Annotated in this window: 20 protein-coding genes; 12 read left to right on the forward strand and 8 right to left on the reverse strand. The window is 43.3% G+C overall.

Annotated features, from left to right (window positions below; translation table 11 throughout):
- Window positions 1-15 precede the first annotated feature (15 nt).
- The 8 genes from LLF92_01365 to LLF92_01400 all read left to right on the forward strand — a co-directional run bounded on the left by LLF92_01365 (window position 16) and on the right by LLF92_01400 (window position 9552).
- Entirely contained in the window at window positions 16-138 is a 123-nt protein-coding gene (locus LLF92_01365) for a hypothetical protein (protein MCE5339762.1), read from the forward strand.
- Between the two features lie 60 nt (window positions 139-198).
- Window positions 199-639, forward strand: a complete 441-nt coding sequence (locus LLF92_01370; GenBank protein ID MCE5339763.1) for a hypothetical protein — start codon at window positions 199-201, stop codon at window positions 637-639.
- Window positions 640-967: 328 nt separating this feature from the next.
- Window positions 968-1867, forward strand: coding sequence for a phosphoribosylaminoimidazolesuccinocarboxamide synthase (locus tag LLF92_01375; protein ID MCE5339764.1), 900 nt, complete (start codon window positions 968-970; stop codon window positions 1865-1867).
- 5 nt (window positions 1868-1872) lie between these two features.
- On the forward strand, window positions 1873-3780 hold the full coding sequence (locus LLF92_01380) for a tetratricopeptide repeat protein (protein ID MCE5339765.1): 1908 nt from the start codon (window positions 1873-1875) through the stop codon (window positions 3778-3780).
- Window positions 3781-3785: 5 nt separating this feature from the next.
- A complete protein-coding gene (locus LLF92_01385) occupies window positions 3786-5522 on the forward strand; it encodes a tetratricopeptide repeat protein (GenBank protein MCE5339766.1) in 1737 nt (578 codons plus the stop codon).
- Window positions 5509-7176 (forward strand): tetratricopeptide repeat protein, encoded by a 1668-nt coding sequence (locus LLF92_01390; protein ID MCE5339767.1) that lies wholly within the window; start codon window positions 5509-5511, stop codon window positions 7174-7176. Before LLF92_01385 ends, LLF92_01390 begins: the two co-directional genes overlap by 14 nt.
- On the forward strand, window positions 7173-9041 hold the full coding sequence (locus LLF92_01395; GenBank protein ID MCE5339768.1) for a tetratricopeptide repeat protein: 1869 nt from the start codon (window positions 7173-7175) through the stop codon (window positions 9039-9041). The genes LLF92_01390 and LLF92_01395 overlap by 4 nt, the downstream gene beginning before the upstream one ends.
- Window positions 9031-9552 (forward strand): shikimate kinase, encoded by a 522-nt coding sequence (locus LLF92_01400; protein MCE5339769.1) that lies wholly within the window; start codon window positions 9031-9033, stop codon window positions 9550-9552. Before LLF92_01395 ends, LLF92_01400 begins: the two co-directional genes overlap by 11 nt.
- Window positions 9553-9625: 73 nt before the next feature.
- On the opposite strand, the gene LLF92_01405 is transcribed toward LLF92_01400, so the two are convergent.
- The 8 genes from LLF92_01405 to LLF92_01440 form a co-directional block, all read right to left on the reverse strand.
- On the reverse strand, window positions 9626-9820 hold the full coding sequence (locus LLF92_01405; GenBank protein MCE5339770.1) for a DUF6485 family protein: 195 nt from the start codon (window positions 9818-9820) through the stop codon (window positions 9626-9628).
- 83 nt (window positions 9821-9903) lie between these two features.
- Window positions 9904-10989, reverse strand: coding sequence for a 3-isopropylmalate dehydrogenase (locus tag LLF92_01410; GenBank protein ID MCE5339771.1), 1086 nt, complete (start codon window positions 10987-10989; stop codon window positions 9904-9906).
- Between the two features lie 84 nt (window positions 10990-11073).
- Complete coding sequence (locus LLF92_01415; GenBank protein MCE5339772.1) at window positions 11074-11961, reverse strand: hypothetical protein; 888 nt, start codon at window positions 11959-11961, stop codon at window positions 11074-11076.
- A 92-nt stretch (window positions 11962-12053) separates the two neighbouring features.
- Window positions 12054-12467, reverse strand: a complete 414-nt coding sequence (locus LLF92_01420; protein ID MCE5339773.1) for a GxxExxY protein — start codon at window positions 12465-12467, stop codon at window positions 12054-12056.
- Between the two features lie 2 nt (window positions 12468-12469).
- A complete protein-coding gene (locus LLF92_01425; GenBank protein MCE5339774.1) occupies window positions 12470-12820 on the reverse strand; it encodes a hypothetical protein in 351 nt (116 codons plus the stop codon).
- A gap of 31 nt (window positions 12821-12851) precedes the next feature.
- The gene (locus LLF92_01430; GenBank protein ID MCE5339775.1) at window positions 12852-13340 is read right to left on the reverse strand and encodes a 3-isopropylmalate dehydratase small subunit; all 489 of its coding nucleotides are present in this window, start codon (window positions 13338-13340) and stop codon (window positions 12852-12854) included.
- A gap of 48 nt (window positions 13341-13388) precedes the next feature.
- Window positions 13389-14651: a 3-isopropylmalate dehydratase large subunit gene (locus LLF92_01435; GenBank protein ID MCE5339776.1), complete on the reverse strand. Its 1263-nt coding sequence runs from the start codon at window positions 14649-14651 to the stop codon at window positions 13389-13391.
- A gap of 108 nt (window positions 14652-14759) precedes the next feature.
- Window positions 14760-16310, reverse strand: coding sequence for a 2-isopropylmalate synthase (locus tag LLF92_01440; GenBank protein ID MCE5339777.1), 1551 nt, complete (start codon window positions 16308-16310; stop codon window positions 14760-14762).
- Between the two features lie 412 nt (window positions 16311-16722).
- Here LLF92_01440 and LLF92_01445 point away from each other — a divergent pair, with 412 nt between their 5' ends.
- The 4 genes from LLF92_01445 (at window position 16723) to LLF92_01460 (ending at window position 19804) form a co-directional block, all read left to right on the forward strand.
- A complete protein-coding gene (locus LLF92_01445; protein MCE5339778.1) occupies window positions 16723-17721 on the forward strand; it encodes an aspartate-semialdehyde dehydrogenase in 999 nt (332 codons plus the stop codon).
- Window positions 17722-18551: 830 nt separating this feature from the next.
- The gene (locus tag LLF92_01450; GenBank protein ID MCE5339779.1) at window positions 18552-18905 is read left to right on the forward strand and encodes a DUF883 C-terminal domain-containing protein; all 354 of its coding nucleotides are present in this window, start codon (window positions 18552-18554) and stop codon (window positions 18903-18905) included.
- A 19-nt stretch (window positions 18906-18924) separates the two neighbouring features.
- A complete protein-coding gene (locus LLF92_01455) occupies window positions 18925-19323 on the forward strand; it encodes a phage holin family protein (GenBank protein MCE5339780.1) in 399 nt (132 codons plus the stop codon).
- Window positions 19316-19804 carry a hypothetical protein gene (locus tag LLF92_01460; protein ID MCE5339781.1) on the forward strand — a complete coding sequence of 163 codons (489 nt, stop codon included), beginning with the start codon at window positions 19316-19318 and terminating at the stop codon, window positions 19802-19804. Before LLF92_01455 ends, LLF92_01460 begins: the two co-directional genes overlap by 8 nt.
- Window positions 19805-19807: the final 3 nt, after the last annotated feature.

Below are 19807 nucleotides of genomic sequence, written 5' to 3' on the forward strand. Positions count from 1 at the left end.
ATCAGCACTGGCAAACTGGAGGTGATGAATCGCAAGATTGGCATGCTTCAGCGACAAGCCTGCGGCTACCGAGATGATGAATATCTAAAGCTCCGAATCCTGCATCTGCACAAGGCCACCTACGCATTAACCGGATGAACCAAAATTAATCAGCTTGCCTTGCAACTTTGAGATGTCTTTTTCCCAGAGGATTTTTATATGCAAACGTTGTTGGCAACATTTTTCCCAAACACGCTGTCAGAAATATCCCTGACAAAGTTGGCCTTTGTATGGACTATCACCAGGAAGATAATTTTTATACAGATAAAAAATATCGGCAGTCAAGACACCGGTCCGTTAATGGTAGATTTCGAAATTAACGAGGAAAACAGATTTGAAATTAATGTACCGCATATTACTCACAATCTAATAAACATTGAAAGTGATCAGTCGAGTAATTTAACAGCGGATTTTTCTTCTTTTGCTCTGGCCAGTAATAACTTTCTGGTGGATGCCAATAGAATGTTAATACATGTTGAAGGCGGATCAAGAGAGTTCCTTCCGGAAGTTTGCCGGTCAGAGATAGCAGGAAGTGTGATGGGACATGGAGAGGACCTTGCAAAAACTATGTTACGGAATACACGCAATCAAACAACCTAACACCTAATTCTTGAGCATAGCGCTCTGTATATATTAATTATAGAGAGTGAGCATCCTAACTCGACGAAGCGGTTAACTATCCATAACCGCTTCGTTTTTTTTGATCAAAATCCAAACAAAATATAGTGTTAACATACTAATTTTCTTAAATGAGATTTTACCAACTATCAACTAAAAACTATTACCTAACAACCAGCGACTAAAGCCAAATACAATATACAATTTTTTAATGCCTTTGTGTCTTCGTGGCTACAATTACAAATTCTTGACAATACTGTCGTTATGAATTATTATGCCGGGACTAATCTTAACTATATTAGGAGTTAAAATGGCTGACGTAATTCTAAAAACCAATATTCCCGGCACGAATCCGAAACACGGCAAAGTTCGCGATATTTACGACCTTGGCGACAGGCTGATTATAGCCGCCTCGGACAGAATCAGCGCGTTCGACGTTATAATGGCCAACGGGATTCAATATAAAGGTATCGTTCTGACGCAGATTTCGAAGTTCTGGTTCGAGTTTCTGGCAGGTACTGTCGAAAGTCATCTAATCAGCGATGATGTTAAGACTTTTCCCGCTCCGTTCTGCGATAACGCTCGTCAGCTTGTCGGCAGGAGTATGCTGGTTAAGAAAACCAAAGTGCTGCCGGTCGAGTGCGTTGTTCGCGGCTATCTGGCTGGTTCCGGCTGGAAGGAATATCAGAAAACTCAAACCGTATGCGGCCACAAGCTGCCGGCGGGATTAAAACAATGTCAAAAACTGCCGGAGCCGATATTTACGCCTTCAACGAAGGAAGAACTCGGCAGGCACGATGAGAATATCGATTTCGACAGATGTGTGAAAATCGTCGGCGAGAAAAACGCCTGTTATTTACGCGATAAGAGTATCGAAATTTTCAAACGGGCAACAGCTTACGCCGAGACGAAGGGCATTATCCTTGCGGATACGAAATTCGAATGGGGCGTAGTTGGCGATAAGATAATTTTGATTGATGAAGTACTCACACCTGATTCGTCGAGGTTCTGGCCTGCGGATAAGTATCAGGCCGGCAGAGACCAGGAAAGCTACGACAAGCAGTTCGTTCGCAATTATCTTGAGAGTATTAATTTCGACAAGTCCGGCAAAGGCATTGAGCTGCCGGCGGACGTCTGCGAGAAAACGAGCGCCAAATATATCGAGGCCTACGAACAGCTTACAGGCAAAAAATTTACATTTAAGAGCTAACGGATATGCCTCAACAATCCAACAGAGACGTTCGGATTTCGGATTTCAAGCTTCGGATTTTAATTAGTATCTGTCTTGCCGTCGCGATTTTCGCGGTCTATTGGCAGGTGTACAGTTTTGATTTCATTCGCTTTGACGACGGCGATTACATTACGCGGAACGTACATATCCGGTCAGGTCTGAACTGGGAGACGATTCGCTGGGCGTTCACGAGCAGCCTCGCGAGCAACTGGCATCCGCTGACGTGGCTGTCGCACGCGCTCGATTATCAGCTTTTCAAAAATTGGGCGGGCGGCTATCATTTAGTCAACGTCTGGTTTCATTTCGCCAATACAATTCTTTTGTTCTATGTTTTGCTGCGGGCGGCGAAAGCGGTTTGGCCGGCGGCATTGGTCGCGGCTCTGTTTGCGCTGCATCCGCTGCACGTTGAATCTGTCGCGTGGATTTCCGAGCGGAAAGATTTGTTGAGTACGATGTTCTGGCTTTTGACGATGCTGACGTATGTCTGGTATGTCGAGAAGCAAAATGCGGTACGGTATTTAATTACGCTGGTGCTTTTTGTGCTGGGGCTGATTTCCAAGCCGATGCTTGTTACGCTGCCGTTTGTTCTGCTGCTGTTTGATTATTGGCCGTTAGAAAGAAAATTTTCGGTCAGGCTGCTTGCTGAAAAGATTCCTTTTTTTATCTGTGCGTTTGCGGTCTGTGTCGTAACTTACATCGTTCAGAAAAGCGGCGGTTCGGTTTCGCTGTTTCGGCAATTCAGTTTAAGCATACGCATCAAAAATGTGTTCGTCAGTTATGTCGATTACATCTGGAAAATGTTTTATCCGGAAAACCTCGCGATTCTTTATCCGCATCCGGGCGATAATATTTCTGCTGCTAAAGCAGTGATATGTGCGATTGTGCTGATTTGCATTACGGCAGCGGTTCTTTATTTCGGACGCAAACGGAAATTTCTTATCAGCGGTTGGCTTTGGTATCTCGGCACATTGGTTCCGGTTATCGGTATCGTTCAGGTCGGCGCACAGGCGATGGCTGACAGATATACTTATATGACGCTGACGGGGCTGTTTATAATGATAGTCTGGAGCGTGAAAGAATTTGTGCCGGCGAAGAATTATAAACTTGCCGCGGCGGCTGCGGGTCTGGTTTTGGTTTCTCTTACTGTCGATTCAATAGCCCAGCTGCAATACTGGAAGAACAGTCAGTCGCTGTTTGGGCGGGCAATTGAAGTTACAAAAAATAATTATATGATGCTCGATAATTACGGAAGTATTCTGGTCGAGCAGGGCAAGGCCAGAGACGCAATTAAATGTTTTAAACAATCGCAGGAGATTTATCCGGAATCTCCGATGGCGAATAATAATCTCGGCTGTGCACTGCAGGAGATCGGTAATTTTAAAAATGCCGAAACGTATTTCAGGCTTGCAATTAAAAACGACCCGAATTTCATTCACCCATATATAAATCTCGCGAACAATCTGAAACGGCAGAACAAGCCGGAGGAAATTAATGATGTTTTGACCCAGGCCGCAAAACTGCCGGAGATGACTTCGGAAACATATACAAGATTCGGGCGAATATTTTTCGATTTGCAAAAATACGAACTGGCGATTGGTGCATTCGACAAGGCGATAAAACTTGACTCTGAAAATATTGACGCTTACGGGCGGCGGAGTCTGGCATTTAATGCGATTGGAAAAATCGACGAAGCGATAAATGATGTTCGTTTTGTTTTGAAAGCCAGGCCGAAGGATGTAATGATGTATCGCAATTTGGGAATCTTTCTTGAACGCAAGGGTAATATCGCAGACGCTATTGAGGCATATCGTGCGGGGCTGCAAGTTGAGCCGAATAATGAGAATTTGCGTCAGCTTCTTGAAGAAGATTTGAAAACGCAAACCGGTCATTAGAAATTATGAGTTTTAAAATCAAACAGCAGGAATATTCGAGTAAAAAAACCGCTGTGATAATAAGCGTATGTCTTGCCGCGGCTGTAATCGCTGTTTATGCGCCGGTGTATAAATACGATTTTACCAGCTTCGACGACAATACTTATGTTGTGCAGAATGTTCACATCCGCGCTGGGCTTATTCAAACCGCACGCTGGGCATTTACCGCAACAACAGCAGCCAACTGGCATCCGCTGACATGGCTTTCACTTGCGACGGATTATCAGCTTTTCAAAATTCACGCCGGCGGCTTCCATGTTGTCAACGTTCTGTATCATATTATAAATACGCTGCTGTTGTTTTATCTTTTTAAATATCTGACGAATACGATTTGGCCCAGTGCGTTTATCGCCGCGGCATTCGCACTGCATCCTTTGCACGTCGAGTCTGTTGCCTGGGTCGCAGAACGCAAAGATGTTTTGAGCACGATGTTTTGGTTTTTGACGACGCTTGCGTATGTAAGCTATACAAAACAATGTAGGGGCGAACCGATGTATTCGCCCAATTCAGGGCAGACACACAGGTCTGCCCCTACAAAGTGGTATCTTGCTGCGATAACATTATTTATTCTCGGTTTGATGTCCAAGCCGATGCTCGTAACGCTGCCGGTGGTTTTGCTGCTGATGGATTACTGGCCGTTGGAAAGAAAAGTTTCGTTTCGATTGTTCATTGAAAAAATTCCGTTCTTTTTGCTTTCACTTGCTTCCTGCGGCGTAACTTTCATTGTTCAGCGTGACTTTGGTTCAATGTCGTTCGGCGAGACGGTTGGATTAAAAACGAGAATATGCAATGCGATAGTTTCGTATTCTGTATATTTGTGGAAAACTATTTGGCCGGCAGAACTGGCGATGCTGTACCCTCATCCCGGAGATGAGTTGAGCAAATATCAAATCGCCTTCAGCGTGCTGCTGCTTGTCGTGATTTTTGTTTGTATTATTTTTCTGCGAAAATATAAATTTTTTACAGTCGGCTGGCTTTGGTATTTTGTTACGCTTTTGCCTGTAATTGGTCTTGTGCAGGTTGGCGCACAGGCTTACGCCGACAGGTACACTTATATTCCGCTAATCGGCGTTTTTATGATAATGACGTTCAGCAGCGTGCAATATCTTTCAAAGCGGAACTGCGTTTTTCTGTCGATGCTGCTGCTGGCGTGCTGGGCGGTTGTTTCCGGTCGGCAGGTACGATACTGGCAAAACGACGAAACGCTGTTTACAAATACTTTGCGGAACACAAAAAATAACGATGTTATTCTCGGCAATTACATAAATTATCTGATTAGTAAAAACAGAATAGATGAGGCGGTAGCGAAAACGGATGAACTGCTGAAATTTAAACCTGATTCATATCAGGCGCACTGCAATCTCGGCGTAATTCTAATTCAGAAAAACAAATTCGATGAGGCGGAAAAACACTTTGCGCTGGCTGTAAAATATAATCCCGGCCTTGCGCAGGGATATTTGAATCTCGGCCTTGTCGCAAGTTACAAGAAAAATACCGACGCGGCTATCAAATATTTCCGGCAGGCGATAGAAACAAAGCCTGATTATATGGATGCTTATATTTGTCTTGCGATAACACTAAACAATTTAAATCGGGCCGACGAAGCGGCGGAAATTTGCAGAGTTGGTCTGCGAATCGAGCCGAACAATGAAGTGCTCCAGCGGCAGCTTAAACTTGCATTAGAAAAAAATGGAACGAAATAAAACATCCTTAATAATATGCGTTGCTCTTGTCGCGGCGGTCGTTGCCGTGTATTGGCCGGTGTATAAATTTGAATTTGTAAGCTACGACGATGAGTCTTATGTAATAAATAACGATAATATAAAAACAGGCTTGAACTTCGACAGCATCCGGTGGGCGTTTACAACCGGTCATGTGGGCAACTGGCATCCGCTGACGTGGCTTTCACTCGCGTTTGATTATCAGCTTTTCAAAAATCACGCCGGCGGCTTCCACGTAGTTAACGTTTTTTATCATGTTATAAATACGCTGCTGTTGTTTTATCTTTTTAAGTATCTGACAAACGCTATTTGGCCAAGTGCGTTTATCGCCGCGGCTTTCGCTGTTCATCCGCTGCACGTAGAATCTGTTGCCTGGGTTTCAGAACGCAAAGATGTTTTGAGTACGATGTTTTGGTTTTTGACGATGCTTGCGTATGCGAAATTCGTCAAAGACAAAAATATAAAATGGTATTTATCCGCAATCGTGTTATTTGTACTCGGCCTGATGAGTAAGCCGATGCTCGTAACGCTGCCGGTTGTTTTATTATTGCTTGATTACTGGCCGTTAGAGAGGAAATTTAATAAGCATCTGCTTATCGAAAAAATCCCGTTTTTTGTTCTTTCGTTTTTATCCTGCGTTGTAACTTTTCTCGTTCAGCAGAACAGTGGCGCGGTTGCGGATATTGAGAAAATCAGTTTAAAACTTCGGTTGTATAATGTTATTGTTTCATACACGGTTTATATTTGGAAAATGATATGGCCGGCGGAACTGGCGGTTCTTTATCCGTATCCGGCGAGTGGGATTGCGATTACTAAAGTTATCGGCTGCGCGGTACTGCTTGTTCTGATTACAATTCTTGTGATTCGATTTGGAAAGCGATACAAATTTTTGCCCGTCGGATGGCTGTGGTATGTCGGAACGCTTGTTCCGGTAATTGGGCTTGTGCAGGTCGGCTCACAGGCTTACGCAGACAGATATACTTACATTCCGCTAATCGGCATTTTTGTAATAATGACGTTCGGCAGCGTACAATATCTTTCAAAACGGAACTGTGTTTTTCTTTCGATGCTGCTGCTTGTGTGCTGGGCGTTTGCCGCGGGCCGACAGGTACGGTACTGGCAGAACAGTATCACGCTTTACGAAAGGACTTTATCGGTAACTAAATATAATTATAATATTCTCGGCAACTATTTAATATGTCTGAATGAAATCGGCGAATTTAATCGTGTGATTGAAATGACTCCGGAATTTTTGGAAGTGAAACCAGAATCTACCGAAATGCTCAACAATATGGGGATTGCTTTAGCGCAAACCGGCAGGCTGTCGGAAGCGATGGAATATTTTAAAACGGCCTTGAAATACAACCCCGCCGATTCACTGGCGAATTTTAATCTCGGCGTGGCGATGCAGAGTCAGAATAAATTGTCCGAATCGGTCGAGTTTTATCGCAAGGCGCTGGAGAGCAAACCGAAATATATTGCCGCCAGCGTTAATCTTGCAGTTGCGCTGCTGGAACTTGGCGACGCTGAAAAAGCTGCGGATGCTGCGCGCATGGGGCTGCGATATTATCCGAATGACGGGAATCTGCTCGGTATTATCGATGACGCGATGAATAAAATGAAAGAAAATAAATGAACAAAAAATTTATTTTAATCAGTATTTGCCTTGCCGCTGCGATTGTTGCCGTGTATTGGCCGGTGTATAAATATGATTTTGTAAAATACGACGACGATGCTTATGTAACTGACAATAAAAATATTCAGTCCGGTTACACCTGGGAAAATCTGAAGTGGACGTTTACAACCAGACAGGCAAGCAACTGGCATCCTTTGACATGGATGTCTCATACGCTCGATTACCGGATTTTTAAGTGGCACGCGGGCGGACATCATATCACTAATGTTTTATTTCATATCGCCAATACGATTCTTCTGTTTTACTTTTTTAAGAAAGTAACGTCATTGTTGTGGCCGGCGTTTTTTGTCGCTGCGGCTTTTGCACTGCATCCGCTGCACGTCGAATCTGTCGCGTGGATTGCCGAGCGAAAAGATGTGTTGAGCACGTTCTTTTGGCTGCTGACAATGTTGGCGTATATGAACTACGCGAAGGATCTACAAATTAAGTGGTATTCCACAACGCTGACTTTGTTTGTTCTCGGCTTGATGTCCAAGCCGATGCTTGTAACGCTGCCGTTTGTTTTATTATTGCTTGATTACTGGCCGCTTGAGAGAAAGTTAAATAAATCTTTAGTTGTTGAGAAAATTCCATTTTTTATATTCTCGTTTCTGTCCTGCGTTATTACTTATATTTGTCAGCAGAAAGGCGGCGCTGTAACGGGAATCGCGGCCTACGGCTTCAAGAACAGAGTGGCGAGTATCATTATTTCTTACGCTGAATATCTATGGAAAATGATATGGCCTGCGAAGTTGGCGGTTCTTTATCCTTATCTGGCAGGCAGTTTTCCGTTGATTAAATTTATAATAAGCGTTTTGGTGCTGCTGCTGATTTGTGTTATTGTGATATGGTTCGGTCGAAGACATAAATTTTTAATATTCGGCTGGCTTTGGTATCTCGGTACGCTTGTGCCGGTCGTCGGCTTCGTTCAGGTCGGAGCGCACACAATTGCCGACCGATACACTTATGTGCCGCTGACAGGGATATTTCTCATTATCGTTTTCGGCGCAAGGCAGTTATTTCAAAAGCATGTGAAGGTGCTGGCGGTTTTGGGAGTTGCGATTTTGATTGTGTGGGGAGTTGTCGCCGCCGGTCAGGTGAAATACTGGAAGGACAGTCTGACATTATTCAAGCACACATTGCAGGTAACCAAAAAGAATTATATTATTATGACTAATTACGCGGCCAGTCTCAATGACGCCGGCCGGTACGAAGACGCAATCACATATTCGCGCGAACTTATCGAAATGCGACCAAACTCGCCGGAAAATCATAACAGCCTCGGCTGTTCACTGCTAAATGTCGGGAAAAACGATGAGGCAATCGATGAGTTTCGGCTTGCTCTGAAATACAAACCTGATTTTCCACAGGCGTATTATAATCTTGGAATTGCGGTCAGCGAATTTAATAATTTCGAGAAGGCTGTGATATTTTTTCAGAAGGCGATTGACTGTAAACCGGATTATATCGAGGCGTATGTAAAGCTGGCGGCAACGCTTAATGATTTGCAGAGATTCGCCGAGACGGTTGAGGCCTGCGATAAAGCGCTGCGAATCGCACCGGAAAATGTGTTCCTGCACGGTTATCGCGGAATGGCACTGTCGGGTGTTGGGCGAATTGAAGAAGCGATAGAAGAAATAAAATATGTTGTGAATAAAAGGCCGAACGATGTGCAAATGCGCCGCAATCTCGGAATTCTGCTTGAGAAAAAAGGATTAAACGCGCAGGCTGCCCAAGAGTATCGCAAGGTACTGCAAAGCGAACCGAATAATACGAATGTTCAATGGCTTTTGAATAGATGTTCGAAGGATGCAAATGGAAAATAAACGAAATATTGTTTTAATAGGTATGCCGGCGGTAGGCAAAAGCACTATTGGTGTCTTGCTTGCTAAACGGCTCGGCAGATATTTTCTCGATACGGATATTTTTATTCAGGCGATTGTCGGCAAAACTTTACAGCAGATAATCGACCAGCAGGGACTGGAGGCATTTTGCAAAATTGAAGCTGAACATATTGGGTGTATCGATAAGACAGATTGTGTTATCGCAACAGGCGGCAGCGCGGTTTACAGCGATGCGGCAATGCAGCATTTGAAAACCAGCGGCATAATCGTTTATCTTGATTTGCCGCTTGAAATGATTAAAAAGCGTTTGACAGATTTAAATATCCGCGGCGTGGTAATGAGCAAAAATCAAACGCTCGACGATTTGTATGTAAAACGAACCCCGCTTTATAAAAAATGGGGCGAGGTAAAAATTAATTGTGAAAATCTTAGCCACGAAGAAGTCATAGAGAAAATTATTAAAGATATTCAAGCATTTGGAAATGGAAGATAGAAGATTGAAGATTTGTGGAAACGCCTTCGGCGAATCTTTTATTCTTCATTATTCAATCTTCAATCTTAAATCGTTACAGTTTCCATGCTTTTGCGAATGATTTGAAGCTGCGGTCGTAAGTTCTTTCAACGTCTTTTGGAAAGCAGCAGCCGGGCAATTGTTTAGATGCTAAATGATATTGCAGGCACTGACAGCATATTCCTTTGTTATCGCAGCCGGGATATGAACAGGTGCAAAAGCTCAAATTTTCTTTTTTCTTACATTCCATAATTAAAAATCAAATATCAAAAATAAAAATTAATGAACCCAGCACCTAAAAATATTTTAGGTGCTGGATAATTTTCTTATATTTTATTTTGCGACTTCGTTTGCTACCAAATCGCCAACCTGTGATGTTGAGTAGCCCATTTTACCTGCGGCCATACTCTTCATCTTATTCGCTGTTATGAATCGAACTGCGGTATCGATTTTCTTTGCCGCTGCTTCTTCGCCGAGTGTTTCGAGCATCATTTGAGCTGCGCAAATCGCGGCCAATGGATTGATAACGCCCATGCCGGTATATTTCGGTGCGCTTCCGCCGATAGGCTCGAACATTGAAACGCCGTTCGGATTAATATTTCCGCCTGCTGCGATACCCATTCCGCCCTGTGTTATTGCGCCGAGGTCTGTGATGATGTCGCCGAACAAGTTGCCGGTAACAAGAACATCAAACCATTCCGGACTCTTAACCATCCACATACATGTCGCGTCAACGTGATAATAATCTCTGCGGATGTCTGTATATTCCTTCTGTCCCATTTCGTGGAACGCGCGTTCCCACAGGTCGTAAACGAATGTCAGCACGTTTGTCTTGCCGACCAGACCGAGCGTATTTTCTTTGCCGACGCCGCGGGCTTTTTTGCCGTGCTTCTTTGCATATTCAAATGCGTACTTCAAACATCTGTCAACCTGGAACCTGTTGTAAACCATTGATTGAACTGCCACTTCGTTTGGCGTTCCTTTTAATGTAATGCCGCCCGTGCCGGTATATGCGTCGCCTGAATTTTCGCGAACAACGACGTAATCTATTTCTTTCGGCCCTTTGTCTTTCAGCGGACATTCAACACCCGGATAAAGTCTTACAGGACGCAGGTTGATATATTGGTCAAGCGCGAAACGTGCCTTGAGCAAAATTCCCTTTTCAAGAATGCCCGGCTTTACATCCGGATGACCGATAGCGCCCAGCAAAATCGCGTCGAACTTGCGAAATTCTTCGATTGCGCTGTCCGGCAGTGTTTCGCCGGTTCTCATATATCTTTCGCCGCCGAAATCAAAGTTTGTCAGATTAACTTTGAATTTGCATTTGTCTGCTGCGGTCTTCAAAACTTTTACAGCTTCTGCGATAACTTCCGGCCCTGTGCCGTCGCCGCCCATAACTGCGATATTATAACTTTTCATGTGTTCCTTTCTTTTTCAACCGCGGATTACGCGGATTTTCACGGATTATATAATTTTTTAATAAAATTTGTATCTTATTCCGATTTAAGTTGTTTTTGCATACTCGTCATCAAGTTTGTTAGCACTTTTTATTAAATCTAATATATGTACATTTGCAGAGTCCGCGTACACACGGGCATCTTGCGAATTAAGCGAACTTTTTGAAACATCTTCAAAATATTTTTTTAGTTTTTCAAGAGGATATTTGGAATGTTCAATGTCAAGACTAACGAAAACATCTTGCACCTCTCTTTCTATTAATTCTTTGTTCAATTTATCAATAGATTTAATTAAATCATTGGTATTGGAAGATGCTAAACTTATTCTGCCTTCTCTTCCAATTCTTTGCGGTGTTGTCTCACCTTGGTTTTGAACATCTATAAGATTTATGGCTTCAAATACTTTGCCGATACAATATTGAGGATCAGTCGGAAAACAATCTCTTAATTTGTTTTGCTTATACTTATCTTTATGTTCTTTTTCAATCGATTCCATTTTTTTTATCACTTCCTGAATAATTCCACAAAGCGATTGGTTCTGCTTTTTAATACAATCTGAAATCTTATATTCACTGTAACTAAATTGTCCTGTTTCAGTATAACTAAATAGTTCGATAGAATCATTATCTATCAACATACCATGGGTACTGTTTGTATTTCCTTCTTTGGATGGATGCCCAATGCCTTTATTGCGTAATTGTCTAATTTCATAAACTTCTGGATATTTTTTCTTAAAATCTTTCTCATTTTCAGGTAAAGGAATACCTATTGATTTACACAGGTTTAATACGGCATCCTGTTGAATGTAAAGTGCCTGAAAAAGACCATAGATTATTAGTTTTTGTCCAATATCTTTGATATTTTCTTTGTTTAGACAATTATACGAATCTATAGCCATTTGAGCGGACTCAACAGTATCAAGACTTCCGCACATAAGGTTCCACCTTTTATGGTCTTTTGATAATAAGCTATTTAAGATGGACTTATTTATCAGTTCTCTAATTTTATAAATTAGGGATTTCATTTTTAATCCGCGCAATCCCGCGTTAATCCGCGGTTTTTTTGAAGTATAAACCTTTTGTATTTTAAAGACTGTTCACCGAAATTTATTAACAGGCCAACTTCAAGACCTGTTGCTTTCATATAATTTAAAATTTGAGCTTCTTCGACATTGGAGATAGCTTTCAATGCTTTAAGTTCAACCAAAACTTTTCCGCCGACCAATAAATCACAAATAAACTGTTTTGCCAACAATCCTTTGTAAAAGACATCAATCCCTTTTTGTCTTTCATAAGGTATTTTCCGGATATCAAACTCAATAGCCAAAGCTTCTTCATATACATTCTCAAGAAATCCGCTGCCGAGAGTTGTATGTACTTCCATAGCAGCTCCAATTATTTCTCGTGTCAGCTCATTATGCAATAAATCAGTTTCAGCCATTTTTAACTTTCAAATTCACCCTGGCTAATTAAATCTTTGCTCTCCTTTTCTTCTGGAGAAAAGATAGCCTTTTTAAAAAACTTATAAAATTCTTCTCGTCCTGCATTACTACCACTCAAAAAAAGATTAAGAAAAGTTGTGTCTTCTACATTTTCTTTTTGATTATGCAAATCATATTTTATCAATTCTACTGCTGTTTCAAGGCAAGGCCTTGAACAATAAGCATCTAAAAGACTAGCGAGTTCCTTTGGAATAAAACTTCCATTTAATGCTGTCTCTAATTTTTCGGCAACAAAATCGTAACGACATCCTTTTAGTAATTTTGCCCAGCGTCTTTTTTCAAAAAAATTCATTTTATACCTAAAAAATCCGTGTAAATCCGCGTTAATCCGCGGTTCCCTTTTTAATGTGTTCAAGCAATCCGCCGTCGTTGATTATCTCAATCGCGAAATCGGGCAGCGGTTTGAACGTAATTTCTTTTTTCTGCGTTTTATTAGTAATCACGCCTTTTTTGTAATCGATTTCAACTTCATCGCCGTCTTTGATTTTTGATGTCGCGTCAGTAAGTTCAATTGGATAGAACCCGCAGTTAATGCAGTTGCGATAAAAAATTCTCGCGAAATTATTTGCGATAACCGCGCCGACCTTTGCGCCCTGAAGCGCCCAGACAGCGTGTTCTCTTGATGAGCCGCAGCCGAAATCGTCGCCGGCAACGATGCAGTCGCCCGGCTTGCATTTCTTTATAAAACCTGTGTCAAGGTCTTCCATACAATGCGTCGCCAGTTCCGCAACATTATCAGTATTCAAATACCGTGCCGGAATAATCTCGTCGGTATTTATATGATCTCGTTTATAAACATGTGCTTTCGCCATTTTAAACTCCTTTTGGGGTTTAGGGGATAGAACTGTACCCTATACCCTTTATAAATATTTTCTACAATCTACTAATTTTCCTTCAATCGCGCTTGCTGCTGCTGTTGCCGGAGAAGCAAGATAAACTTCGCTCTTTGGGCTTCCCATTCTGCCGACAAAATTGCGGTTCGTTGTACTTATGCATTTTTCGCCCGCGGCGAGAATTCCCATAAATCCGCCAAGGCACGCTCCGCAAGTCGGTGCGCTAACTACGCATCCGGCAGCGTAGAAGATGTCGAACAGTTTTTCGTCCATCGCCTGTTTCCATATTACAGGCGTTGCCGGCACAATAATCGTTCTAATCTTTACGGTTTTGCCTTTCATAATCTTCGCGACGATTCGTAAATCTTCAATGCGGCCGTTCGTGCAGCTTCCGATATAAGCCTGATTCATCGCCAGACCTTTGCAGTCGCCGATTTCTTTTCCGCCGCTTGGCAGATGCGGGAACGCAACCATCGGTTCGAGCTTCGAGCAATTGATTTCAATCGTCTGTTCATATTTCGCATCCGCGTCCGATTCGTAAACCTTGTACGCCTTTTTGTCTTTCAGATGTTCGTCGAGATATTTTTTCGTAACATCATCGAAGCCGATAATGCCGTTTTTGCCGCCAGCCTCGATTGCCATATTCGTAATGGTCATTCTCGCTTCCATCGACATACTCTTCAGCGCGGGGCCGACAAACTCCATCGCCTTGTACAGTGCGCCGTCAGTTCCGATTTTCGCGATTACATCGAGAATTACATCTTTGCTGTAAACGCCTTTCGATAATTTGCCGTTAAGAACAAATTTTATCGATGATGGCACTCTGAACCAAAGTGTGCCGGTCGCGATAGCCGCAGCTAAATCCGTTGAGCCGATACCTGTTGAAAAAGCAGCGAACGCGCCGTAAGTACACGTGTGGCTGTCGCCGCCGATGATTACTTCGCCCGGCTTAATATGTCCCTGTTCGGGAAGCAGCGCGTGGCAAACGCCCGCTTTGCCGAGCGGATAATAATTTTTAATTTTCTTGGCTCTTGCCCAGTCGTCGAGTCTTTTGTGCAGTTCCGCCGATTTGATATCCTTTGCCGGCTGGAAATGGTCTGGCGTTACGACAATTTTCTTATTGTCGAAAACCTTATCGATACCTTTTTCCTTGAGCATTGATATCGCTGCCGGCGTTGTTACATCGTGGCACATTATGCAATCGATTTTCGCATCGATTAAATCGCCCGGTTCTACATTTTTTTTACCTGCCGACGCGGCAAGTATCTTTTCCGTTATTGTCATTCCCATAGTTCAAATATTCCTAAAAAAGTTTTTTATTTAGAGGTAAGGATGTAAAGAATTAACGAAGTAAGGAAACCGGCATTGCCGTTCCCTACATCCTTGTTTCTTACTTCCCTATTTCTTTGAAACCATTCTATTTAACGCATCGACGAACGCTTTTGCCGATGCTTCTATAATATCCGTAGAAACACCTCTGCCGGTGAATCTTATTCCTTCGTTGTCGATTACTTTAACCGTCGCTTCGCCGAGTGCTTCTTTCCCGCCGGTAACGGCTTTAATCGAATACAGGTCAACCTTTGGCGATTGTCCCGTTGCGATTCTTATCGCTTCATAGGCCGCATCGACAGGTCCGTCACCACATGCCGCCGCGGTAACGACATCTGCTTTACCGTTCACTTTCATTTTCACGCTTGCTGTCGGAAGAGTTCCCGTTCCGCATGCGACGTGCAAATATTGAAGTTCATATACCTGCTCTGTTGTTCGTCTTTCATCGCCGACAAGAGCCGCGATATCTTCATCGAAGACTTCTGTCTTTTTGTCCGCGATATTGAGAAATCTCTGGTACAGCGTTTCAAGTTCAGCATCTGAAACTTCATATCCAAGCTCGGCGAGTCTGTGTTTCAGGCCGTGCCTTCCGGTTCGCGCGGTCAATACAACTGCGCTCTTGGGCTGACCGACATCTTCCGGCCGCATAATTTCATACGTCAGCGGATTTTTCAGAAAACCGTCAACGTGAATGCCGCTGCTGTGCGCGAATGCGTTTGCACCGACGATTGATTTATTCGCAGGAACAAAAATGCCGAGCATTTCGGAAACCATTCTGCTTGTCTTGTAAAGTTCCTTCGAGTTAATTCCCGTATCGCACTTGAAAAAATCTTTTCTGGTTCTAATCGCCATTACAGATTCTTCAAGCGATGCGTTGCCGGCTCGTTCGCCGACGCCGTTAATCGTGCATTCAATCTGTCTTGCGCCGTGCGCAACGCCTGCCAGCGTATTCGCGACCGACATTCCGAGATCGTCGTGGCAGTGAACGCTGAAAATAGCTTTCTTTGAGTTCGGCACATTATTAATTATGCCGGCAATCAACATTCCCCACTGTTCAGGAATCGCATAGCCGGTAGTGTCGGGGATATTAACCGTTGTCGCACCGGCGGCGATGACCGCTTCGACCATTTTGTACAGATAATCTTTGTCGGCTCTGCCGGAGTCTTCGCAGTAGAACTCGACATCGTCGGTATATTGCTTTGCGCGTTTGACGGCCTTAACGCCCATTTCGATAGCTTTAGCTTTTTTCTCTTCGAGCGTTTTGCCGTATTTGTCGTCCTTGAATTTGCTTGCGATGTGAATATCGCTGATGCCCAGGCCGGTATGTATTCTGGATTTCTTTGCTTTTTTCAGTGCCGCGCCTGCCGAGTCGATATCCTTATCGACTGCGCGTGAAAGCCCACAAATCGTCGGGCCGGTAACTTCCTGCGCGATAAGCTGCACAGCCTCGAAGTCCAGCGGCGAAGAAATCGGGAATCCCGCTTCGATAACATCAACGCCGAGCCGCGCGAGCTGGGTTGCGAGTTCTAATTTTTCGCGCACACCGAGCCTCGTGCCAGCCGCCTGTTCGCCGTCTCTTAACGTTGTATCGAATACTATTATCTTTTCTTCAGTAGACATATCTTGTCTCCTTTATAAGTCCTGTGGTCTCACAAATTGAGAATCCAAAGATTATGCAATAAAATGCTTTAAATTTCAATAAACAATAATAAATATGGGAGATAGGAGAGATTAGTGTATGCGCCTATTGGCGCAAAATAAGAGCGAGAGCGATAATCGCTGCTGAATTGAATACGATATTTGTTGTCTGGTTACTCATAAGCTACTAATTATATAACTAATATTAATAGGATACAACAGAAAAACTGATTTTTGCCATAAATTACCCATCTTTACTTGACTTTTGGTGCATATCTATATAGTATGTCTCGGCTTAAATTAATAAACATTCAATAAGCTATTGTTATCCATAGGCTGAACACAGTAAGTTATATCTCAATTTTCTTTGTGTCTCTGTGGTGAAAGGAATAAAATGTCGAAAAATGTAGCAATCGTAGGTGTAACTGGCGCGGTGGGCCAGGAGTTTATCAGAATTCTTGAACAGAGAGATTTCCCTGTTAAGTCTATAAAAATGCTCGCTTCAGCGCGCTCACTCGGCAAGACACAAAAATTTAAGGGCAAGGACTACCCTGTTGAAGAGCTGACCCAAACCTGTTTCGCAGGTATTGATATCGCACTTTTCAGCGCAGGCGCATCGCGCAGCCGTGAATTTGCAGACGCTGCCGTTAAAGCCGGTGCGGTTGTTGTTGATAACTCCAGTGCGTTCAGAATGGTTCCTGAAATTCCGCTGGTTGTGCCGGAAGTTAATCCGGAAGACATCAAAAAACACAAAGGCATTATCGCCAACCCGAACTGCTCGACGATTATCGCCAACGTTCCGATTTGGCCGCTGCACAAAGCCAATCCTATTAAAAGGATGGTTGTCAGCACTTATCAGGCCGTCAGCGGCGCAGGCCAGGCCGGTATGACCGAGCTTTTTGACCAGACAAAAGAAATTCTCGAAGGCAAAAATCCGACTATAAACAAATTCAAATATCAAATTGCGTTCAACCTCTTCAGCCACGATTCGGCTGTCGGCCCCAATGGCTACAACGAAGAAGAAATGAAGATGGTAAAAGAGACGCACAAGATTTTCCATTGCGATGATATTGCGATTACCTGTACTTGTATTCGCGTTCCTGTTCCGAGATGCCATTGCGAGAGTATTAATCTGGAATTCACCGATTCCATTACGCCTGACGATGTTCGCAAACTTTTAGAGCACGCGCCTGGCGTTTCGCTTATCGACGACCAGAAGAGCAATCGCTTCCCAATGCCGCTCGATGCTGCTGATAATGACGATGTTTACGTCGGCAGAATTCGTCAGGATGAGTCTTTGCCGGACAATAAGGGCATTAATCTTTGGGTTTCAGGCGACCAGATTCGCAAAGGCGCCGCCTTGAACGCAGTCCAAATTGCGGAAAAATTATAACAAAACAGGGGACAGGGTATAGGGTATAGTTTCTGTACCCTGTTCCCTGTACCCTATGCCCTATGAAAAGAAATATAAAACTTACAATTCAATTTCCTTAATTTAGCTTTGACATAGTACCACCGCAAAACGGTTGCATTCCAGCCGATTTGACTGCTCATATTTCCATCATTTCATATTACATTGCTCCAGTGTGGGGAATTTTACTGACAATGGCAAGACTGTTTGTCCTACATTAAAGTCGGGCTCTGCACTGATTTACACAGTTTGAACTTATGTTATCATCCTGTTAAGAATTTCCTCTACACGCAGTATTGCGGCAGAAGAAGAAAAGAATATAAATTGTTAAAAAATTTGAATCTTTAGATTCACTCAAGCATCTGTTATTTCAGATGATGATAAGCTGATGGGGTCGCAGCTTGCCTTTTGGGCTAAAGGGACCCTGAAATAAAATATGAAACAATTTAAATATAATTTAGTTGGGCTAAGACAGGTTTTGATATTGATGCAAAATTGGAAGATTTGGTTGTGCAGCCAAGTGTTTAATATGTGACATATCGGGTTATACGGGGAAATCCCAGATTAGGAGTCTTATCGTGTTTACTGTTATAGCAAATGTTCTTACACCTGTTCTCGCCAGAGGCCCGTACATCTACTGGGGCGGCGGAGGAGGACTTATTATTCTTATCATAGTGATTGTGCTCTTGGTTCGCCGTTGATTATTAATTAGCCTGTCGATAATTCGAACATAAGCATTCATAATCAATAAAGTCTTACAGGGATGCAAGTAATGAACCGAGATTAAACTTTAACTTTTTATGAGGTAAACTATGGAAGTAAACAGTAAGACAGTTGATAAATCTGAAGAAACCACGGCGGAGTCAAAAGGGTCAGGCAAGTCAACCGGTTTCGAAAATGTCAAAAATATTATTGCTGATAAACTGCATAATGTTGCTGATATTATAGGCGAAAAAGCGGCAGACATGGATGAGCAATCCGGCGCAGCTCAATATGGAAAGCAGGCATCGGAGTGGTTGGATCATTCAGCGGAGTACATTCGGCAATTCGATTATAAGCAGGCAGATGCCGATGTCAGAGAATATGTAAGGCAGAGCCCGGGACGCAGTCTATTGATAGCAGGAACCGTTGGCCTGATTATCGGGGCTATTTTTCGACGCAGGTAAGTCAGGAGATTTTTTTACAATGAACGGCAAAGAGACAAACAAAGACCCTGCAACACAACGCGAATCCCTCACTGAACTGTTGGAACGGCTTGCCAAAAATTCAGCCGCCGTGGTTCAGGATGAAATTGAGCTTGCAATTCAGGGGGTTCGGGAAAAGGTGAGAGGTGTTCGAAACGGAGCACTAACGGTTGCGATAGGAACGCTCATCAGTTTTGCTGCATTTATGTCTTTTTGTGCCGCATTAATCATCGGACTCACTTCCTATATGGCGCCTGTCTTTGCCGCGATTGTTACTGGAGCAGCGCTTGCTTTAATCGGTGTTGCCATTGCCTTCATAGGCTGCAGGCGATTGAAGAAATCAGTTTATAAAAAAATAGAAAACAACGCAAACGCTGAAAGGATAACAAAAAATGGCTGAAAAAGAATATCTAAGTAATAAAAGGAAAGCGGATGTTGAGCGCAGCGCCAAAGTTATACGTCAGGATATAGCGAAAGGAGAAGAGAACATTTCCCAAACAGTCGGGCAAATCAGCGAGCGTCTCAAGGAGAAACTGGATTGGCGAGGATATGTCAGGGAATCTCCATACATAGCGATTGGGGCTGCCGCAGGCCTTGGATATCTTGTTTCAAAGATGTTTCAAACACACGCCACTCCAAAAGAGCGAATCATGCGGGAAGTTCGCGAATCACTCGGCGGCCTGCATGCCGGAACCGCCGGGCAAGACTTACTCCGGGTAACACTGTTGGGCATCGCAACGAAGGTTGTTGCTGACTGGATAAACAATGCAACCTCGACATCAACGGCAAGCAGTGACCAGGAGAATCAACCATCGGCAGAAAGTGGGTCAACAATTAACTCAAAAGCAGATACATCAAAAGTTGTCAAAATTAAAAATTAACAT

This window comes from Planctomycetaceae bacterium (genome assembly GCA_021371795.1).
GTDB lineage: Bacteria > Planctomycetota > Phycisphaerae > Sedimentisphaerales > UBA12454 > UBA12454.